This is a genomic window from Nocardia sp. Root136, assembly GCF_001427185.1.
In the GTDB taxonomy this organism is placed as follows: Bacteria; Actinomycetota; Actinomycetes; order Mycobacteriales; family Mycobacteriaceae; genus Nocardia; species Nocardia salmonicida.
On sequence record NZ_LMFE01000013.1, the window covers coordinates 1 to 17096 of the forward strand.

Genomic DNA, 17096 nt, shown 5'->3' on the forward strand with positions numbered 1-17096 from the left:
GAAGACCGAACGCACCCAGCTCGACGGCACCGGCAACGTCAAGGGCACCGGCGACTTCACCGACTGGGACATCCAGGCCGTGTACCGCGCCGTCGGCTACCTCTCGCAGAACGTCACCCAGCTGCCGTTCGACGATCAGGCGGGCACGGTGCCCAACGAGGCAGGCCGCGTGATCTCCGACGACACCGCCGAGGGCGACGCCCGGTTCATGCCTGCCACCTACGTGACCGGCTGGATCAAGCGCGGCCCGGTCGGCCTCATCGGCCACACCAAGGGCGACGCCAACGAGACCATCGCCTGCCTGCTCGACGACGCCAAGGGCTTCGCCCCCGCGCCGAAGCCCGAGCTCGACGCCGTCACCGAGTTCCTCGAGGGCAAGGGCATCCCGTTCACCACGTGGGCGGGCTGGTACCGCCTCGACGCCCACGAGCGCGCCCTCGGTGAGCCCGAAGGCCGTGAGCGCGTGAAGGTCGTCGAGCGCGAGGACATGCTGCGCGCGTCCGAGCCGAACAAGGCCTGAGCTGCCGCCGCTCCCGAGATAGGGCATTCTGTACTGGTGTTCGATGCCCACGTCCACATCATCGATCCGCGGTTTCCGCTGATCGAGAACGAAGGCTATCTACCCGAGCCCTACGTGATCGATGACTATCGAAAGCGTATGGCGCACTTCGAGGTTCGCGGCGGTGCTGTCGTCAGCGCGTCTTTCCAAGGCGCTGATCAGACGTATCTGAAGGCAGCGCTGTCCGCGCTCGGCCCCGACTGGGTCGGCGTGACCCGACTCGATCTCGATGCCACCGACGACGAGATCCTCGAGCTGGACCGAGCCGGCGTGCGAGCCCTGCGGTTCAATCTCAAGCGCGCCGCCGCCGACATCACCGAGATGACGTTGCAGGCGTTGCGCGCGTACGAACTGGCGGGTTGGCACGTCGAGCTCTACATCGACGGTCAGATGTTGGCCTCGCTGCAACCGGTGATCTCGAAACTGCCCGCGCTCTCGATCGACCATCTCGGTATGTCCGAGGAGGGTCTGCCGTACCTGCTCGACCTGGTCGACCGCGGCGCCAGGGTGAAGGCGACCGGGTTCGGGCGGGTCGAGATGGATGTGGCCGAGACCCTGCGTCGCATCCACACGGTCAACCCGGGTGCGTTGATGTTCGGCAGCGATCTGCCCGGCACGCGCGCCGGTAGACCGTTCGAGGAGCGCGATGTGGACCTGATCTGCCAGGTGGTCGGCGCGGATATGCACGCGGTCCTCGAGGACAACGCCCGCGAGTTCTACCGGCTGCCCGCGGTTCGCCGCGAGCCGGTGCCGCTCCCGCGTGCCGAGAACCCGACCATTCCGATCCCGCGCAACCAACTGCCCGGTGCGGACGAGCACACCCGCCCGCTGCCGGTGATCGAATAGATCAGCTCACCATCGCGCCGGTGAGCCATACGCCGACGGCGATCAGCGCGCCGAACAGCTCCACCAGCATCGACAGGCCGACGCCCTTGAGCGCGTGCACCGTCGCGGGCCACGCCAGGTCGTTGGTCTTCAAGCGGTACAGCTCGGCCAGGTAGACGCCGAGCACGAAGCCGATGAACAGGCCGACGATCGGGATCACGAAGAAGCCGACGATGCCGAGCACCCCACCGACCAGCAGCGCACGGTTCGACACCCCGGCTTCGCGCATCCGCTTTCCCGGCCAGGTGTACTTCACGACGCCGGAGAGCACCAGCGCGACGGTCGCGACCGCGAGCACTGTCCAGGCCGTCGCGCCGCCGGTCATGAACGCCCACACCGCGATCGCCGCGAAGATGAGGATCACCCCCGGCAGAATCGGAACGATCACGCCGACGATGCCGACCAGAATGACGAGGCCGACAAGGACCTCACCCCACACGCCCACTACCGGGTCCTCCCGTTGCCGCGCCGAGTCGCGCTCGTGCGAATTCTCGCCCATGCTCTACCCGAGCCGCCACCCCAACGCTATTGTCAAAGTGTCAATACCGTTCGACAACGAACTGAGGTCACCGCGTGAGCACGGAGTCCACCGCCAAGCAGGGGCCCCTTGCGGGCATCAAGGTCATCGAGTTGGCAGGCATCGGGCCTGGCCCGCACGCCGCGCTACTACTGGCCGACCTCGGCGCCGACGTGGTGCGCGTGCAGCGCCCGAACCAGCTGCCCGGCTTCATGGAGCGCCCGCAGTGGCGTGGGCGAACGATCGTCGAGGCGAATCTGAAGGACCCCGCCGACGTCGCCAAGATCCTCGACCTGGTCGAGAAGGCCGACGTGCTGCTCGAGGGCTTCCGTCCCGGTGTCACCGAGCGCATGGGCCTCGGGCCCGACGATGTGCTGGCCCGCAACCCGCGCCTGGTGTACGGCCGGATGACCGGCTGGGGCCAGCACGGCCCGCTCGCCGATCGCGCGGGACACGACATCAACTACATCTCGCTCACCGGCGTGCTCAATGCCATCGGGCGCAAGGGCGAGCGGCCGGTACCGCCGCTGAACATGGTCGGCGACTTCGGCGGCGGCTCGATGTTCCTGGTGTTCGGCGTGCTCGCCGCGCTGGTGGAGCGGCAGAGTTCCGGCAAGGGCCAGGTGATCGACGCCGCGATGATCGATGGGGCGCTTTCCCTTTCGCACATGATCTGGGGCATGCGCGGGGTCGGCCTGTGGTCCGACGAGCGCGGCACCAACCTGCTCGATACCGGCATGGCGTTCTACGACACCTACGAGACCTCCGACGGCAAGTACATGGCCGTCGGCGCGATCGAGCCGCAGTTCTACGCCGAGCTGCTGGCGGGGCTGGAGATCGACCCGGAAGGTCTGCCGATGCAGATCGACCCGAACGGTCAGGAGCAGCTGCGCAAGTTGTTCACCGACAAGTTCCTGACGAAGACCCGCGACGAGTGGGCCGCGATCTTCGACGGCACCGACGCCTGCACCACGCCCGTGCTGACCTTCACCGAGGCCACCGAGAACCCGCATATCGTGGCCCGTACCGGCCTGATCGAGATCGACGGTGTGGTGCAGCACGCGCCGGCGCCGCGGTTCTCGCGCACGCCGGGCGGCACGCCCACTCCCCCGCCGAACGTCGCGACACCGATCGAAACGGTCTGGGCTGACTGATTTGTCGGCCTGTCGTCGGTAAAGTTTTCCACTATCGACGACAGGCCGAGGATCCGAACCGATCGAACGCCACCGAAGGTGCTCGCCGCCCTCATCGCGGTCACCACCTTCGGCGCCGCGGTGCTGTGCTTCATCATGGCCGAGGGATTGTTCGACACCCGTAGAGCGCAGATCGCCGAAACCCATTGCCACACCGAGGCGCCGGTGCCGGTGATGGTGACCGTGCTGAACGGGCTCGCGACCGGGCTACTGCTGGCCGCCGCGATCTCGCTGCTGTGTCTGCTGGTGCTGTTGTTCCGCTATCCGTCCGAACGCAGCGCCGTCGCGGTGCCGTTGACGGCGGTGAGTTCGGTACTCGCGGTGCTGTTCATGTTCGGGGCGGGGTACGAGACCGTCCGCCCGGAGCCCGCGTCCACCGGGCACAACCCGTGCGCGTTCAGTAGCAGGTGAGCGGTTGGAGCGGGTCGGCGGCGCGCGGGGTGAGGGCGTCGTAGGCGGCGGCGATGGATTTGACGGCGATACGCAGGTCGGCCGCGGGATGGGTGTAGGGCAGTCGGACGAAACGTTCGAAGGCGCCCTGGACGCCGAAACGTGGCCCGGCGGCGAGTAGTACACCGTGATTGGGGGCGGTGGCGGCCAGTGCGGTGGAGACCGGGCTCGGCAGCTGGGCCCACACCGACATGCCGCCCGCGCCGACCGCGATGTGCCAGCCGGGGAGGTCTTCGGCGACGGCGTCGAGCAGAGCGGTGCGCTGGGTGCGTAGCTGTTCGCGGCGGCGTTCGAGGATCGGTTCGGCGTTCTCGAGCAGGTGGACGGTGGCGAGCTGGTCCATCACCGGAGTGCCGAGGTCGACGGTGGAGCGGATGCCGAGCAGCTTGGCGATCAGGGGCTGATTGGTGCGGATCCAGCCGACGCGCAGGCCACCCCAGAACGACTTCGACGCCGAACCGATCGTGACGATCTCGGAGCCTTTCGCGAACGCGGCGACCGGCGGGGGCATCGTCCCGTCCGACAGGTTCAGTTCGCCCATCGACTCGTCGACGACGACGGTCATCCTGGTGTCACGAGCGATGGCGGCCAGTTCGGCGCGCCCTTCGGCGTTCAGCAGCAGACCGGTGGGGTTGTTGAAGTCGGGAACCAAATAGGCGAGGGTGGCGGCGGTCTGCCTCGCGGTGCTGCGCAGACCTTCGAGATCCCAACCGGCGTCGGGGAATTCGGGTCGCAGCGGGATCGGGATGGGGCGGGCGCCGACATCGCGAATGGCTTCGATGGCGTTCGGGTAGGACGGGTGCTCGATCAGCACTCGCGCGCCCGGCGAGGCGAGCACGTTGAGGAGCAGCCGAAGTCCGTGTTGCGCACCGAGAGTCACCAGGATCTGTTCCGGTTCCGTCGGCAGGCCACGGGCGGTGTAGCGACGGGCCAGCGCTTCGCGCAGCGCGAGAATGCCGACCGGGTCCATGCCGTGGGTACCGAGGTAGGACGGAATCCCTTGCAGCGCGATGGAATACGCATCGTGCAGTTCAGGGGAAGCGGGCATCGCGGCGTAGGTCATGTCGATGGTCGGCAGTTCCGGCTGCGCCATCAGGGCCATGATGCCGCGGCTCGGCTTCGCGCCGTCGTGCTGGATCGCGGGCGGTAGCGCGACCGTGCTGCGCGACCCCTGGCGGCTGATCAGGTAGCCGTGTTCACGTAGCAGCGAATACGTGGAGGTGATGGTGGTGCGGCTGACGCCGAGCGTGCCCGCCAGATCGCGCTCGCTGGGCAGCGCGACGCCGAGCGGGGCGCGACCGTCGTGGATCAGCAGCCGGATGGCCTCGGCCAAGGCCAGGTAGGCGGGCCGGTGCGGGCGACGTTCGGCATCGCCGTCGGTTTCCGGGTCACGCCACCGTCCGAGGTCGCGAGCCAAGCCTGCCGCGCCGATCACTCTTGTCGCCATAAAGTCCAGTATTCCCTAAGTGGATATTTCTAAGCAAGGCCAGTGGGTGGATTCTTACTGACATGACCACTTTTCTCGCCCTCGCCGTTGCCGTTGCCTTCGGGTTGGCGGTCTACCATTTCTCGCCCAAGAAGGGCGAGCTGCCGTTCTGGCCCTTCCAATATCTGCCGCATGACCGGGCTTTCGGCACCTACGACGAGCAACGGCTCTACCGGGATCTCGATGCGATGCGGGCGCACGAGGTCGACGACAAGGCAGTCCAGTTACCCGAAACTGGCCTTAACAATGGCTCGGCGGACACGCAGCCGGGGTCGCTCGCCGCGTGAGCGTGTCTTTGTCGGTGGGTCGGCGCACACTGTGATCATGAGTGACTCGACGCAGACCGAGACGGTGGTCTCGGCACTGTTCGACACCGCTATCGGGCTGTGCGCGATCGCCTGGCACGGTGATTCCGTTGTCCGGTTCCAGCTGCCGGAGGCCAGCGAGGAGGAGACCCTCGCGCGGATCACCCGGCCGTTCGACGGGTCCGTGGTGCCGGAGAGCGCGCCGGGGCCCGTGATCGTCGAGGCGATCGCGGGAATCCGCGCCCACCTCGACGGGGCGCTCGATTCGCTGCGCTGGATCGAGGTGGATCTGCGGGGTGTGCCGGAATTCCATCGCGCGGTGTACGCGGTGACGCGCGACATCGACCCAGGTCACACGCTCAGCTATGGCGATATCGCGAGCCGTATCGGCGCTCCAGGCTCCGCGCAAGCCGTCGGGCAAGCATTGGGACGCAATCCGGTGCCGCTCATCATTCCGTGCCACCGAGTGCTCGCGGCCGATCACGCATTGCACGGGTTCTCGGCGCCGGGCGGGATCGGCACCAAAGCGCGGCTGTTGGAGATCGAACGGACGCCGGGTTTCGGCGAGCCGATGTTGTTCTGATCGGCGTCCAGGTCGCGACCGATGAATTCTCTCGGCGGCCACCGTCTCAACGAGCAAGATCGAACTCGCCCGGCTGGTGGTGAACTGCCGGGTCCGCGAAACCCGCGCGGACCTGCGGTCGAGGCGATCGCGTACCGTCGAGCGCGGCGGCCCGTTATCGAGAGGAATTCCCCATGCATACTGTGACGTCGGCCGACGGCACCACGATTGCCTACGACCGGATCGGCGAGGGGACGGCCGGGACCGTGATCCTGATCGGTGGAGCCTTCAGCTACCGCGAGTTCCCGACGATGGTCGAACTCGCGCAGGCGCTGGCCGACGATTACGGACTGACGGTGCTGAACTACGACCGGCGCGGACGTGGCGACAGCACGGACTCTCCCGGTGTGTACGACGCGGCCAACGAGGTCGCCGATATCGCGGCGCTGGTCGAGGCCGAGGGCGGGAAGGCGGCGCTGTTCGGCTGGTCCTCCGGCGCCGCGCTCGCGCTGCTGGCCGCGCAGTCGGTACCGGGCGTCACCGAGGTGGTGGCTTTCGAGCCCCCGTTCGTGGTCGACACGAAAGGCCATGTGCCGCCGAAGGATCTGGAAGTCAAGCTCCATCCGATGATCGCCGCGGGTGAGCGTGGGAAGACCGTGCGGTACTACATGACAAAGGCGATGGGGATGCCGTTGCTCATGGTGGCGGCGATGCGGGTGACGCCATTCTGGAAAACGCTTGCGGCAACCTCGAATTCGACAGCCCACGACTGGGCGGTGATGAAGCCGTACATGCAGGGCAAGAAGCTGGATCCGGCCGATTGGCAGGGTGTCGAGGTTCCGGTGCTCGTCCTCGCGGGCGAGCGCACCGCGCCACTGCTCATCAAGGGGTCGAAGGCCGCGGCCGCTGTGCTGCCGAAGGCGGAGTTCGCCGAGCTCTCCGGGGTGAGTCACAACCCGAAGGTCTCGCTTCTCGCCCCCGCTGTCGGCGAATTCCTCACCCGCACAAGGTGATCAGGGCGGCGGTGGGTGGTCGCGGAAGAACTGGCACGGCTCACCGGTGAGGTAACCGTCCATACAGGCGAAGTAGGCCTGAACGCAGCTGTTACTCGTACAACCGGCACTGTAGAGCATCCCGCGAATGCGCTCGTTGCGCTGTTGCGAGGGGGCCAGCGTCTGCGCGGGCGGCAACACCGAAGTCACCGGTGCGATACTGGGCGAGGGGGCGGGGGCGTCCGGCGCGGCGCATCCCGGTAGCACCGCAAGCGCGAGCAACGCCGCCGCGGCGAAAACACCACGCATCGCCATCGTCCACCTCCCTCCGAAACCCGTCTCGACGCTACCCGGCGAACGTTCGACTGTCAGAGAGTGGCGCCGTAACCGCTGCCGAGCATGCCACCCGCGACCGCGGATGCCACACATTGATAGCGAATAGATGTCCGGCACCCCGCCCAAAACAAAGGTCCGGTGCCGTAAACCGGCACCGGACCTCTGGCTAGTTCTTCGGTCTCACATCACGCGAGCACGTCGTGGCGAACGATCGTCTGGTCGCGACCCGGACCCACTCCGATGCACGAGATCCGCGCACCCGACAGCTCTTCGAGCCGCAGCACATACGCCTGAGCGTTGGCGGGCAGCTCCTCGAAGGTGCGGGCATGGGAGATGTCCTCCCACCAACCCGGCAGCTCCTCGTAGATCGGCTTGGCGTGATGGAACCCGGTCTGCGTGGTGGGCATCTGCTCGACCCGCTTGCCGTCGACCTCGTAGGCCACGCAGATCGGCACCGTGTCCAGGCCGGACAGCACGTCCAGCTTGGTGAGGAAGTAGTCGGTGACGCCGTTGACGCGGGTGGCGTACCGGCTGATCACCGCGTCGAACCAACCACAGCGCCGCGCACGACCGGTGGTGACACCGACCTCGCCGCCGTTCTTGGCCAGGAACTCACCGAAGTTGTCGAACAGCTCGGTCGGGAACGGGCCGGAGCCGACGCGGGTGGTGTAGCACTTCAGGATGCCGAGCACCGTGTCGATCTTGTTCGGACCGATGCCCGAACCCACCGCGGCCCCACCCGCGGTCGGGTTGGACGAGGTGACGAACGGATAGGTGCCGTGGTCGACATCGAGCAGCGTGCCCTGCGAGCCTTCCAGCAGCACGGTGTCGCCGCGCTCGAGCGCCAGGTTCAGCTCGAGCCGGGTGTCGGAGATGCGGTGCTTGAACGATTCGGCCTGCTCGAGCACCTCGTCCACCACCTGCTGCGGATCGAGCGCGCGGCGGTTGTAGATCTTGACCAGCACCTGGTTCTTGAACTCCAGGGCGGCCTCGACCTTCTGGGTGAGGATCTTCTCGTCGAGCACATCCGCCACGCGGACGCCGACGCGAGCGACCTTGTCCTGGTAGCAGGGGCCGATACCGCGACCGGTGGTGCCGATCTTGCGGTTGCCGAGGAAGCGTTCGGTGACCTTATCGATGGCCACGTGGTACGGCATGATCAGGTGCGCGTCCGCGGAGAGCAGCAGGCCGGAGGTATCGACTCCGCGCTCTTCCAGACCGGCGAGTTCTTCGAGCAGCACGCCGGGGTCGACGACGACTCCGTTACCGATGACGTTCTTGACGCCAGGGGTGAGGATGCCGGACGGAATCAGGTGCAGCGCGAACTTGTCGCCATTGGGGAGAACTACCGTGTGACCGGCGTTGTTGCCGCCCTGGTATCGGACCACCCACTGCAACCGCTCACCGAGCAGGTCTGTAGCTTTGCCCTTACCCTCGTCGCCCCATTGGGCACCGATGAGGACGATTGCCGGCATTTCGGAGTCTCCTACAGATCGACGGCAGCGCACGCGGCACTGCAGCTACCTGCCGTAGACGCTGGCGCGTCTAACACTGAGGCGGCGGCCGGAGACACAGTCTAGCCGACGCCTGATCAGGTCCTGTCGACCTGCCCTGCGGAGCGCGCCGACCCCGCCCTACCGCACCTGCCCTGATCGGTTACGGTTACCAGTCGGCAGTGAGTTTGCGTGACCGAGGAGGGTGTACCGCAGTTTGAGTACCCATGTTCTCCGATGCGGTGAAATGCCGGTCCCGATCGCCCTCTCCTCGTTACCCAATACCCAGACCGGGCGGGTGCCCGATGTCGCGGTGATCGATGAGCTGCTGCCGGTGCTGGCCGCCGACAGCCTCCCGCGCCTGATCGTGCTCGGCGACGATGCCTCGCTCGCCGCCGTGCTCACCCATTTGATGCGCACCGAGCGGTTGCACGTCGAAGTCGGTTTCGTGCCCGTCGATACCACCTACGCCTCGCGGGTCTATCAGACCGGAACCGGGAACGGCGCCGCGAAGCGAGCGGTAGCGGGCCGGGCGATCGAGACGCCGCTGATCCGCGACGACACCGGCACCGTGCTGGTCGGGCGCGCGAGCATCACCGGCGTCGACGGCGAGAAGCTCGAAGGCGAAGCCTATGTCGACGACACGCTGCTGTTCACCGGCAAGGTCACCACGATGCTGATCTCGCCGACGATGACCATGCCGGGCGTCCGCGCGCGAGTGCGTAAAGGTCTGCGCAAGCGCACCTGGGTTTCCGGTCGCGCCGCCCAACTCGGCACGCCGCGGGCCGTGGTCACTCGCGACGGGATCACCGCCGAACGCACCGTTCCCCGCTCGACGTTCTATCGATTCGAACAACCCTGGTTACTGGTGCGATGACTTACTCCTTCCCCTCGGAACGGCGGTCCGGGCACAGCGCGGTTCGGCCGAGCCCGGTTTTCCTGCTGATCGTGCTGATCACCGTGGGCGGCGGTGCACTCGCCTGGGAGGCCGACATCGACTCGGTGCGCGCCAAGGTCGGCGTGTTCCTGCTCGTGGTGTTCGGCTGGATCATCAGTTTGTGCCTGCACGAGTTCTCCCACGCGTACGTGGCGTGGCGAGCGGGCGATCACGAGGTGGAGGTGCGTGGGTATCTCACGCTGAATCCGCTGAAGTACAGCCACCCGGTGCTGTCGATCGGCCTGCCGCTGGTGTTCATCGCGCTCGGCGGGATCGGTTTGCCCGGCGGCGCGGTGTATGTCGACACGACACGGTTCAAGACGAGTGTGCAGCGCCTGGTGAGCGCGGTCGGGCCGGCGTCGAACGCGCTGTGCGCGGTGGTGCTGCTGATCGTGATCCGGGCTTTCGGATCGGTCACCGAGCATGCCGCGTTCTGGTGCGGGCTCAGTTTTCTGGCGTTTTTGCAGATCACCGCGTTTCTGCTGAACGTTCTTCCGGTGCCGGGGCTGGACGGCTACGGGATCATCGAGCCGTCGCTGAGCTACCAGACGCGGCGCTCACTCGATCAGTTCAAGCCGTACGGCATGTTGATCCTGTTCGCGGTCATCTTCTTCACGCCGCTCAACCAGGTGTTCTTCAACGGTGTTTACGCATTGTTCGAACTTTCGGGGGTACCTGAGGTGTGGGCTGCGTACGGCGGCCAATTGACCCGATTCTGGCGTTGATAGCCTCGGGTCAGAATCGACCCTGGAACGGAAATTGCGTATGAGCTCTACCGAATCGTCCGCTGTCCTGTCCGTCGTTATCCCGACACTCGACGAAGCAGCGGTTATCGCCGCATGCCTCGAGCGCCTCGTCAGCCAGGATGCGATCGATGAGATCGTGGTCGTCGACAACGGCAGCACCGACGACACCCGCGAGATCGTCGCCGAACTAGCCGCTCGACATCCCCAGATCGAACTGATCTCCGAGCCGCAGCCCGGCGTCGCGTTCGCTCGCAACACCGGTTTCGACAAGGCGCGCGGCGATATCCTCGGCCGCATCGACGCCGACACCCTCGTCTCCCCCGAGTGGGGCGCCACCGTGCGCGCCCACCTCGACTCCCACCCGGACACCATGGCGGTGACCGGTATCAGCACCTATCACGACTCCCCGATCGGCATCTTCCTCGCCGCCGCGATCGGCGGCCAGGAGCGGCTCGGGCTGATCAAGAGCCAGCCCGTCGGCAATGTGCACGGCGCCAATATGGCGATCCGGCGCTCGGCGTGGGAGCAGGTGCGTTCGGCCACCACCACCCGCCGTGACCTGCACGAAGACCTAGATCTGGCGCTGTGCCTCTCGAAGGCGAAGCTGCGCATCGACCAGCTGCCGACGTTGCGGGCCGAGATCTCCGCACGCCGCCGCAAGACCCCGCCGAGCGTGTGGTGGAAATACCAGCTGCGCGGCCTACAGACCATCGCCAACCAGGGCTACGCCGTCGTGCCGTTCCATCGCGCGGTGATCACCGGCGCCTGGATCATGCACACCTCGCAGTGGCCGATCTACCGGGCGTGGGATTTCGATCGCAAGCGTTTCTCGCTGCGTTCGGGACGCCCGCGCGTTTCCCCCGTCGGCGACTGAGTCACTCCTCGGGCGTCACATACGGATTCGGCACGGTGGGTGGGAGCAGGGCGATCGCCGAGATGCGCTGCATCCCACACACCACCATCAGATCCACCACGATCGAACGAAGCTGCGCGAACACCACGTGCGCCGACAATCCCGCCCCGACAACGAGTTCGGGGCGGGCGCCTTTGGCGACACTGCGCACCGACTTGAGGGCTTCGGCCTGATCGGGTTGTTCGCCCGGGTCGGCCAGCATCATCTTGCGGACCACGTCGGTGGCGTGGCCCAACTGGTCGAGAAGGTCGATCAAGCGCGGATCGAGGACCTCGTCGTCGCGGACGAGGGTGAGCGAACGGCGAAGCAGCACACGGGTATTGCGGACGGCGTTGTCGAGTGGATCGGCCGCGTTGTGGATGCGTTCCAAGCGTTTTCGGGAATTCCAGTACAGCGGTGAGATGCGGCTGATCTCACGGCCGCCCGCGAGCGCGTCGCGGAGAGCGTCGATCTTGGGCTGGGTGTCGCGCACCGCCGACAGCGAGTCGGACACCTTCGTCGAGTTCTGTTCGAGCAGGCCCTCGGCGCAGGTGATCATCGATTTACTCATCACCGACAGCACGTCGGCGGCATGTTCGCGGGCGCGGCGCACCGGATGCAGCGGGATCAGCGCGACCATCAGCACGCCGACGAGTCCGCCGATCAAGGCGTCGATCATGCGGTTGGGGCCCGCGCCGGGCGCCTGATTCAAGGTCGAGACCAGCACGGCCGAACCAGCCGCCTGGATCGTCATGAGCGCGCCGCTGCCGAGAAAGACCGACACCGACATAGCGCCGCCGACCACCAGGGCCACCTGCCAGACACCGGTGCCTACCTGGGCGATGAACAGGTCACCGATGCCGATGCCCACCGCGACACCCACCACCAGCTCCACCGACCGGCGCACTCGCGCACCGAACGAGACGCCGATGGAGACCACCGCGGCGGTCGGCGCGAAGAACGGTTCGACGTGGCCGATGAGGTTGTGGGCGATGAACCAGGCCAGCGCGGCGCCGAGCGCGCACTGGATGATCGGGACCGCCGAGAGCCGCAGGCGCTCGATCGACGCCCGGTACCGGCCGACGGTGCTGACCTTGGCGGCCGCGACCACCGGAGTGGCGACGGCGACGAATGGCCTGTGTTCGCTCACCTACGACTCGGACCCGACCACTGACTCAGTCCAGGCCGAGTTCGCTCGCCGCACGCGGATCGCAGTCTTCGAGCAAGTCGAGGCAGCGTGCGTACTCCTCGGTCTCGCCGATCGTCTTCGCTGCGCTCGCCAGCGCGCCGACGCTGCGCAGGAAGCCCTGGTTGGCTTCGTGGCTCCACGGGACGGGGCCGAAACCCTTCCAGCCGTTGCGACGCAGCAGGTCGAGGCCGCGGTGGTAGCCGGTGCGGGCGAAAGCGTATGCGGCGACGGTGTCGTGGTTCACCTCGCCACCGGCGCGATTCAGAGCGGCCTCTGCCAGCTGGGCCCATGCGATCGATGCGGCCGGGTATTGCGCGGCGACCTCGACGGGGTCGGTGCCCGCGGCAATGGCGTCTTCGGCGTCGGTCAGTTCGGGAAGGAGGACCGGCTGCGGTCCGAGCAGGTCACCGAAGGAGGTCATGGGTTCATTGTGCACCGAGGGTCCGACGGGCGCCGACCGGCCCGCCGCAGCGCTCCCCCCACGCGCCATGTTCCCGCGATGCGCACCCGACTCGGAGCTGTTTGCCGGGCGTGGCTACGGCCATGCGCGCGAGACTTGGGACCGCTTCGCGTCCGTGCCTATTAGGCTGAGCGCAGAGTGCAACGTTCGAGCCTGAGCGAGGGGTACAGAGGTGTCCGACCCGACCGACGAGAACAACCCGGCAGCAGAGTCTGCCGGTCCCGGCGCGCCCGGCCAGCGTGACGATTCGTCCGCGTCTCCTCCCGGCGCACCGGAGTCGGTCACCGAGCCGGACCGCGCGACGAAGCCGCCGGTGAGTGCGGACCAGACGGTGGTGATTCGGCGAGGGGATCTGCCGCGTCAGCCCGATGATGCCGCGCGCGTGCAGGACGCTCGTTCCGGTGGGACGCCGCCTGCCGCGGGGCAGGGTGATCAGCCCGGTGGTCCGCAGCGCTCGGGTGGCCCCGGTGCGGATGGACCTCGAGCAGGCGCACAGGGCAATGCGGGCGGATCTCCGCAGGGTGGACCTCGGGTTCCGCAGGGCAATCCCGCCGGTGGACGGCCGGGCGGCGCCGCACCCGGTGTGGGGCAGGGCTCCGCGCGGCCGGGGAATACGCCTGGTGGACAACAGCCTTCGGGTCCGGGGGCACAGCAGTCCTGGGGTCGGCCAGGGTTCACGCCGGGTGGTTCGCGGCCGGGTAGCGGCCCCGGCGCGGGACAGCCGGGCAATGCGCCCGGCGCGCAGCAATTTTCGGGTCGACCGGGCAACACACCTGGTGCACAACAGCATCCGGGCCAGGGTGGCCCACGGCCCGGGGCTCCGGCCGGTGGGCCGGGCCCGGTGAACGGACCCCAAGCGGGACGCGGGCCGTCGCAAGTCGGTGGACGCGGGCCCAACGGTGGACCGGGCTCGCAAGCCGGTGGACCACGAGTAGGAGGCGGCCCTGTGGGCGCGCCCGGCGCTCGGCAGCCAGGCGGGCCGGGTAATGCGGGACCGCGTCCTGCCGGACCGGGCGGCGCTCCGCGTGCGAGCGGACCGGCACCGGCCGGTCGGCAAGGGAACGCGCCTGCGGGGCGGTCGGGAGAGCAAGGACCGGAGCGGGATTCGGCCGGGGCCGGGTCGCCGTTGGCCGGGCTGGCGAAGGGATTGCCCGGCAAGAATCAGGGCGGCAAGCCGGACGCTCCGAGCTCCGCGCCTCGTGCCGAGCAGGACGCTGATCTCGCGGGCCCGGACGCACCGACGACCGCGATGTCGATTCCCGGGCGGAGTCCGGCGGCTGGACGTGGTTCGGCGGATGACCGCACGGTGAAAATGGGTGGCGACCAAGCGAAGTCGGCTCAAGCGGATGTACCGACGGCCGCGATGAGCCGGGCTGATCTCACCATCGACCCGTCAGACGCGACGGACGACAATGCCTCCGCACCGAGCGACAAGTCCGACCTCGGCTCGGTTGCCGCAGCGGCGGGCGGTGCGGCCGCGGGTGCCGCGGTAGCGGTAGGGACCAACGGATCCGACGAGGCGTCGGAAGCTCGGGACCCGAAGGCCGACGGCGACTCCAGCACTCGCGTGCAGGACGGCGGTGCACCCCCGAGTGCCACCGATAAGGCTGCGGCCGAGGCTGACTCGAAGGAGTCCGGGACCGCTCGCAGTGCTGCCCCGGCGGCAGAGCCCGAAGAAGACCCGACTGCCGCTTCGGCCGAAGTGCCCGAGGCCGATTCGTCCGAGACTGCAGCGGCGGCCTCGCGGGACGACAAGCCGGTCGACGTCGAGGCGACAGAGAAGTTCAGCACGAGCAAGCCGACGGGCAACGTCCCCTCTTCCGAGGATCAGACCGTGGCGATGAAGGTGGCGTCTGCGGATTCGCCGACCACCGCCATGCCGGTACAGCGGGCGAAGACCGCCGGTCCGGGTGGGACCGATCGGGTGGTGCCGCCCGCCGGTGGACGACCCGCGATGACTCCGCCGCCGAATACGCCGCGTGGTCCGGCCGGACCACGGCAGGCCGGACAGCCAGGGCCCGGCCAGCTCGGACCCGCCGGTCCGGGCCAGTCCCCCGCCGGTCCGGGGCAACACGGGCCGGTGGGCCCGGGTCAGCAGGGACCGCCGCGCGGTCCGCAGCAAGGACCTGTCGGCCCCAGGCCCGGTGGACCGGGGCAGCAGGTGCCGGTCGGCTCCGGACAACAGGGCCTCGGCCAGCAGGGTCCGGCGGGCCCCGGCCCGCAGGGTCCGCGCGGTGCGGAGCAGCTGGGGGTCGAAGAGACTCAGCCTTCACCGCCGCGCGGGCCGGGTGCGCCGCAGCGGACGGGTGGATCGGCGCCTTCGCCTGCCGACATTCAGCCCACTAGACCCGCGCAGCAGTTGGCGGAGGGGCAGCGGCAGGTCGCGCCGCCCCAGCGCATCGGGGCGCAGGGCGAGGCCCCCGCCGAACCCGGCGCGAAGCAGTCGAAGAAATGGCTGCTGGCCGCCGGTGGTGCCGCGGTGCTGGTCGTCGCCTTGATCGCGACAGTCGTGGCGTTGATGGGCGGCACGGACGATTCGCCCGAGGGTCAGGTGAAGGCCGTGATCGGGGACTACACCGACGCACTGCGCAGCGGCGACCTGGAGGACCTGCGGGCGAGCACGTGCGGCGAGCTGCACACGTTCTATCAGGGCATCACCGCCGAACAGTTCAAGGGCGTGCACGAAGTCTCGACCGAGCGCGGTTCCATCCCGGTCGTCGACAGTGTGGACGCGGTGCGGATCACCGGCGATACGGCGCTGGCTCAGGCCACGGTGTACACCTCGGCGGATCCGTCGAAGCGGACCGCGCGGACGTTCGACCTGCAGCGCACCGACGGCAGCTGGAAGGTGTGTGACCCCGCGGGTACCCCCTGATCGTGCGTCGACCCGTCCTAGTGGGCACTTCTGCCTGCTATGACGGGTCACACATAACTGGTGATCCAGATGGCTGAACAAGTAAAGTTTTCCGGATCATGAGCAGGGAACAGACAGTGGAGCAGCCGGACATCGATGCTGTGGTCCCGGATGCGACGCCGGTTGGTCAGCGCTTCGGATTCCGCGATCACTACGAAGTCGGCCGCGAGAAGATCCGAGAATTCGCCAGGGCGGTGCAGAATCTGCACCCGGCCCATCAGCAGGAAGTCGACGCGCGCAAGCTCGGCTACGACGGCGTGATCGCCCCGCCGACCTTCGCCTCGGTGATCGGCATGACGGCCACCCGCGCCCTGCTCGACAGCGTGCTCAGCGAGTACGACCTGTCGCAGGTGCTGCAGACCGACCAGGTGTTCGAGCTGTTCCAGCCGATGCTGGCCGGCGACCGGATCAGCACCGAGCTCGAGATCGAGTCGATCCGCCAGTTCAGCGACAACGACTTCATCAACGTCGGCTTCACGCTGCGCAACCAGCACGGCCAGGTCGCTGTGCAGGGCACCACCATGATCGTGGCCCGCCGCGGTGTCGAGGTTGACCCCAATATCGTCGAGGCCGTCGAGAACATCAGCATGCACCCGCACCCCGACACCATCGGCGGCGACGGCACCGGTGACCCCCTGATCCGCCTCACCGGCCCCGCCCCCGCGCTCCCCCAGCGCGAAACCGTAGCGGTCAACACCACCCCCGAATTCGACACTCTGGCAAAGGGAACCGCACTTCCCCCCGCCACCGCCCGCCTGACCCGCGGCGACCTGGCCAACTACGCGGGCGTCTCCGGCGACCCCAACCCGATCCACTTCAGCGACCGCGCAGCCGAACTTGCGGGCCTGCCCACCGTGGTGGCCCACGGCCTACTCACCATGGGCCTGGCCGCGCAGTACCTGACCGATTGGCTCGGCGACCCCACCGCCATCGAGAAGCTGAGCGTCCGCTTCTCGGGATTCGTCCCGGTTCCCCCCGCCGAGGCAGGCGTCATCGAGTTCTCCGGAAAGATCAAGTCGATAGACTCCGACCGCCGCGCGGCAACAGTCCTGCTGAGCGGAATCTCCGAGGGCCGCAAGCTCTTCGGCCGAGCAGCAGCCGAAATCCGCCTGACGTAACCCCACTCAGCCACACCGCGCACCCCACAAGACCGCCATGACCGCACTCCCAGCCACGCACC

The 17096-nt window shown here is 67.9% G+C and carries 17 protein-coding genes and 1 pseudogene; 12 read left to right on the forward strand and 6 right to left on the reverse strand.

Going from position 1 to position 17096, the window contains the following annotated elements:
• A pseudogene (locus ASD42_RS30685) lies at window positions 1-520 on the forward strand (pyridine nucleotide-disulfide oxidoreductase); the annotation flags it as partial.
• Window positions 521-556: 36 nt separating this feature from the next.
• A complete protein-coding gene (locus ASD42_RS30690; RefSeq protein WP_056823336.1) occupies window positions 557-1405 on the forward strand; it encodes an amidohydrolase family protein in 849 nt (282 codons plus the stop codon).
• A 1-nt stretch (window position 1406) separates the two neighbouring features.
• On the opposite strand, the gene ASD42_RS30695 is transcribed toward ASD42_RS30690, so the two are convergent.
• The gene (locus ASD42_RS30695) at window positions 1407-1889 is read right to left on the reverse strand and encodes a DUF456 domain-containing protein (protein ID WP_056824136.1); all 483 of its coding nucleotides are present in this window, start codon (window positions 1887-1889) and stop codon (window positions 1407-1409) included.
• Between the two features lie 128 nt (window positions 1890-2017).
• On the opposite strand from ASD42_RS30695, the gene ASD42_RS30700 reads away from it, so the two are divergent.
• Complete coding sequence (locus ASD42_RS30700) at window positions 2018-3115, forward strand: CaiB/BaiF CoA transferase family protein (RefSeq protein ID WP_056823339.1); 1098 nt, start codon at window positions 2018-2020, stop codon at window positions 3113-3115.
• Between the two features lie 78 nt (window positions 3116-3193).
• Window positions 3194-3565 (forward strand): hypothetical protein, encoded by a 372-nt coding sequence (locus ASD42_RS30705; RefSeq protein ID WP_056823342.1) that lies wholly within the window; start codon window positions 3194-3196, stop codon window positions 3563-3565.
• Here ASD42_RS30705 and yczR read toward each other — a convergent pair.
• Window positions 3552-5051, reverse strand: a complete 1500-nt coding sequence (gene yczR, locus ASD42_RS30710; RefSeq protein WP_056823344.1) for a MocR-like transcription factor YczR — start codon at window positions 5049-5051, stop codon at window positions 3552-3554. The genes ASD42_RS30705 and yczR overlap by 14 nt on opposite strands.
• 62 nt (window positions 5052-5113) lie before the next feature.
• Here yczR and ASD42_RS30715 point away from each other — a divergent pair, with 62 nt between their 5' ends.
• The 3 genes from ASD42_RS30715 (at window position 5114) to ASD42_RS30725 (ending at window position 6970) form a co-directional block, all read left to right on the forward strand.
• Window positions 5114-5377, forward strand: coding sequence for a hypothetical protein (locus ASD42_RS30715; protein ID WP_056823347.1), 264 nt, complete (start codon window positions 5114-5116; stop codon window positions 5375-5377).
• Window positions 5378-5414: 37 nt separating this feature from the next.
• A complete protein-coding gene (locus ASD42_RS30720; protein ID WP_056824139.1) occupies window positions 5415-5978 on the forward strand; it encodes a methylated-DNA--[protein]-cysteine S-methyltransferase in 564 nt (187 codons plus the stop codon).
• Between the two features lie 173 nt (window positions 5979-6151).
• Window positions 6152-6970, forward strand: a complete 819-nt coding sequence (locus ASD42_RS30725) for an alpha/beta fold hydrolase (RefSeq protein WP_056823350.1) — start codon at window positions 6152-6154, stop codon at window positions 6968-6970.
• Here the strand turns inward: ASD42_RS30725 and ASD42_RS30730 are convergent, their stop codons facing one another.
• On the reverse strand, window positions 6971-7264 hold the full coding sequence (locus ASD42_RS30730) for a hypothetical protein (RefSeq protein ID WP_056823353.1): 294 nt from the start codon (window positions 7262-7264) through the stop codon (window positions 6971-6973).
• Between the two features lie 206 nt (window positions 7265-7470).
• Window positions 7471-8760, reverse strand: coding sequence for an adenylosuccinate synthase (locus ASD42_RS30735; RefSeq protein ID WP_056823356.1), 1290 nt, complete (start codon window positions 8758-8760; stop codon window positions 7471-7473).
• A gap of 265 nt (window positions 8761-9025) precedes the next feature.
• Here ASD42_RS30735 and ASD42_RS30740 point away from each other — a divergent pair, with 265 nt between their 5' ends.
• The 3 genes from ASD42_RS30740 to ASD42_RS30750 are packed head-to-tail and all read left to right on the forward strand — an operon-like array spanning window position 9026 to window position 11335.
• Entirely contained in the window at window positions 9026-9655 is a 630-nt protein-coding gene (locus ASD42_RS30740; protein ID WP_082844335.1) for a hypothetical protein, read from the forward strand.
• Window positions 9652-10440, forward strand: coding sequence for a site-2 protease family protein (locus ASD42_RS30745; protein WP_056823361.1), 789 nt, complete (start codon window positions 9652-9654; stop codon window positions 10438-10440). The genes ASD42_RS30740 and ASD42_RS30745 overlap by 4 nt, the downstream gene beginning before the upstream one ends.
• Before the next feature lie 40 nt (window positions 10441-10480).
• Window positions 10481-11335: a glycosyltransferase family 2 protein gene (locus ASD42_RS30750; RefSeq protein WP_056823363.1), complete on the forward strand. Its 855-nt coding sequence runs from the start codon at window positions 10481-10483 to the stop codon at window positions 11333-11335.
• Between the two features lies 1 nt (window position 11336).
• On the opposite strand, the gene ASD42_RS30755 is transcribed toward ASD42_RS30750, so the two are convergent.
• Together ASD42_RS30755 and ASD42_RS30760 are read right to left on the reverse strand one after the other, a co-directional pair.
• On the reverse strand, window positions 11337-12503 hold the full coding sequence (locus tag ASD42_RS30755; protein WP_082844334.1) for an FUSC family protein: 1167 nt from the start codon (window positions 12501-12503) through the stop codon (window positions 11337-11339).
• 25 nt (window positions 12504-12528) lie between these two features.
• Complete coding sequence (locus tag ASD42_RS30760; protein WP_056823365.1) at window positions 12529-12963, reverse strand: DUF3151 domain-containing protein; 435 nt, start codon at window positions 12961-12963, stop codon at window positions 12529-12531.
• Between the two features lie 1402 nt (window positions 12964-14365).
• Between ASD42_RS30760 and ASD42_RS34675 the strand changes: the two genes are divergently transcribed.
• Both ASD42_RS34675 and ASD42_RS30775 read left to right on the forward strand, forming a co-directional pair.
• Window positions 14366-15877 carry an Rv0361 family membrane protein gene (locus ASD42_RS34675; RefSeq protein ID WP_156677645.1) on the forward strand — a complete coding sequence of 504 codons (1512 nt, stop codon included), beginning with the start codon at window positions 14366-14368 and terminating at the stop codon, window positions 15875-15877.
• Window positions 15878-15975: 98 nt separating this feature from the next.
• On the forward strand, window positions 15976-17034 hold the full coding sequence (locus ASD42_RS30775; RefSeq protein ID WP_056823374.1) for a fused (3R)-hydroxyacyl-ACP dehydratase subunits HadA/HadB: 1059 nt from the start codon (window positions 15976-15978) through the stop codon (window positions 17032-17034).
• Window positions 17035-17096 lie beyond the last annotated feature (62 nt).

Bases quoted from the DNA above. Each gene is read 5' to 3' on its own strand.
- yczR (WP_056823344.1), bottom strand. From the start codon at position 5,051: ATGGCGACAAGAGTGATCGGCGCGGCAGGCTTGGCTCGCGACCTCGGA.
- ASD42_RS30715 (WP_056823347.1), top strand. From the start codon at position 5,114: ATGACCACTTTTCTCGCCCTCGCCGTTGCCGTTGCCTTCGGGTTGGCG.
- ASD42_RS30720 (WP_056824139.1), top strand. From the start codon at position 5,415: ATGAGTGACTCGACGCAGACCGAGACGGTGGTCTCGGCACTGTTCGAC.
- ASD42_RS30725 (WP_056823350.1), top strand. From the start codon at position 6,152: ATGCATACTGTGACGTCGGCCGACGGCACCACGATTGCCTACGACCGG.
- ASD42_RS30730 (WP_056823353.1), bottom strand. From the start codon at position 7,264: ATGGCGATGCGTGGTGTTTTCGCCGCGGCGGCGTTGCTCGCGCTTGCG.
- ASD42_RS30735 (WP_056823356.1), bottom strand. From the start codon at position 8,760: ATGCCGGCAATCGTCCTCATCGGTGCCCAATGGGGCGACGAGGGTAAG.
- ASD42_RS30740 (WP_082844335.1), top strand. From the start codon at position 9,026: ATGCCGGTCCCGATCGCCCTCTCCTCGTTACCCAATACCCAGACCGGG.
- ASD42_RS30745 (WP_056823361.1), top strand. From the start codon at position 9,652: ATGACTTACTCCTTCCCCTCGGAACGGCGGTCCGGGCACAGCGCGGTT.
- ASD42_RS30750 (WP_056823363.1), top strand. From the start codon at position 10,481: ATGAGCTCTACCGAATCGTCCGCTGTCCTGTCCGTCGTTATCCCGACA.
- ASD42_RS30760 (WP_056823365.1), bottom strand. From the start codon at position 12,963: ATGACCTCCTTCGGTGACCTGCTCGGACCGCAGCCGGTCCTCCTTCCC.
- ASD42_RS34675 (WP_156677645.1), top strand. From the start codon at position 14,366: ATGAGCCGGGCTGATCTCACCATCGACCCGTCAGACGCGACGGACGAC.
- ASD42_RS30775 (WP_056823374.1), top strand. From the start codon at position 15,976: ATGAGCAGGGAACAGACAGTGGAGCAGCCGGACATCGATGCTGTGGTC.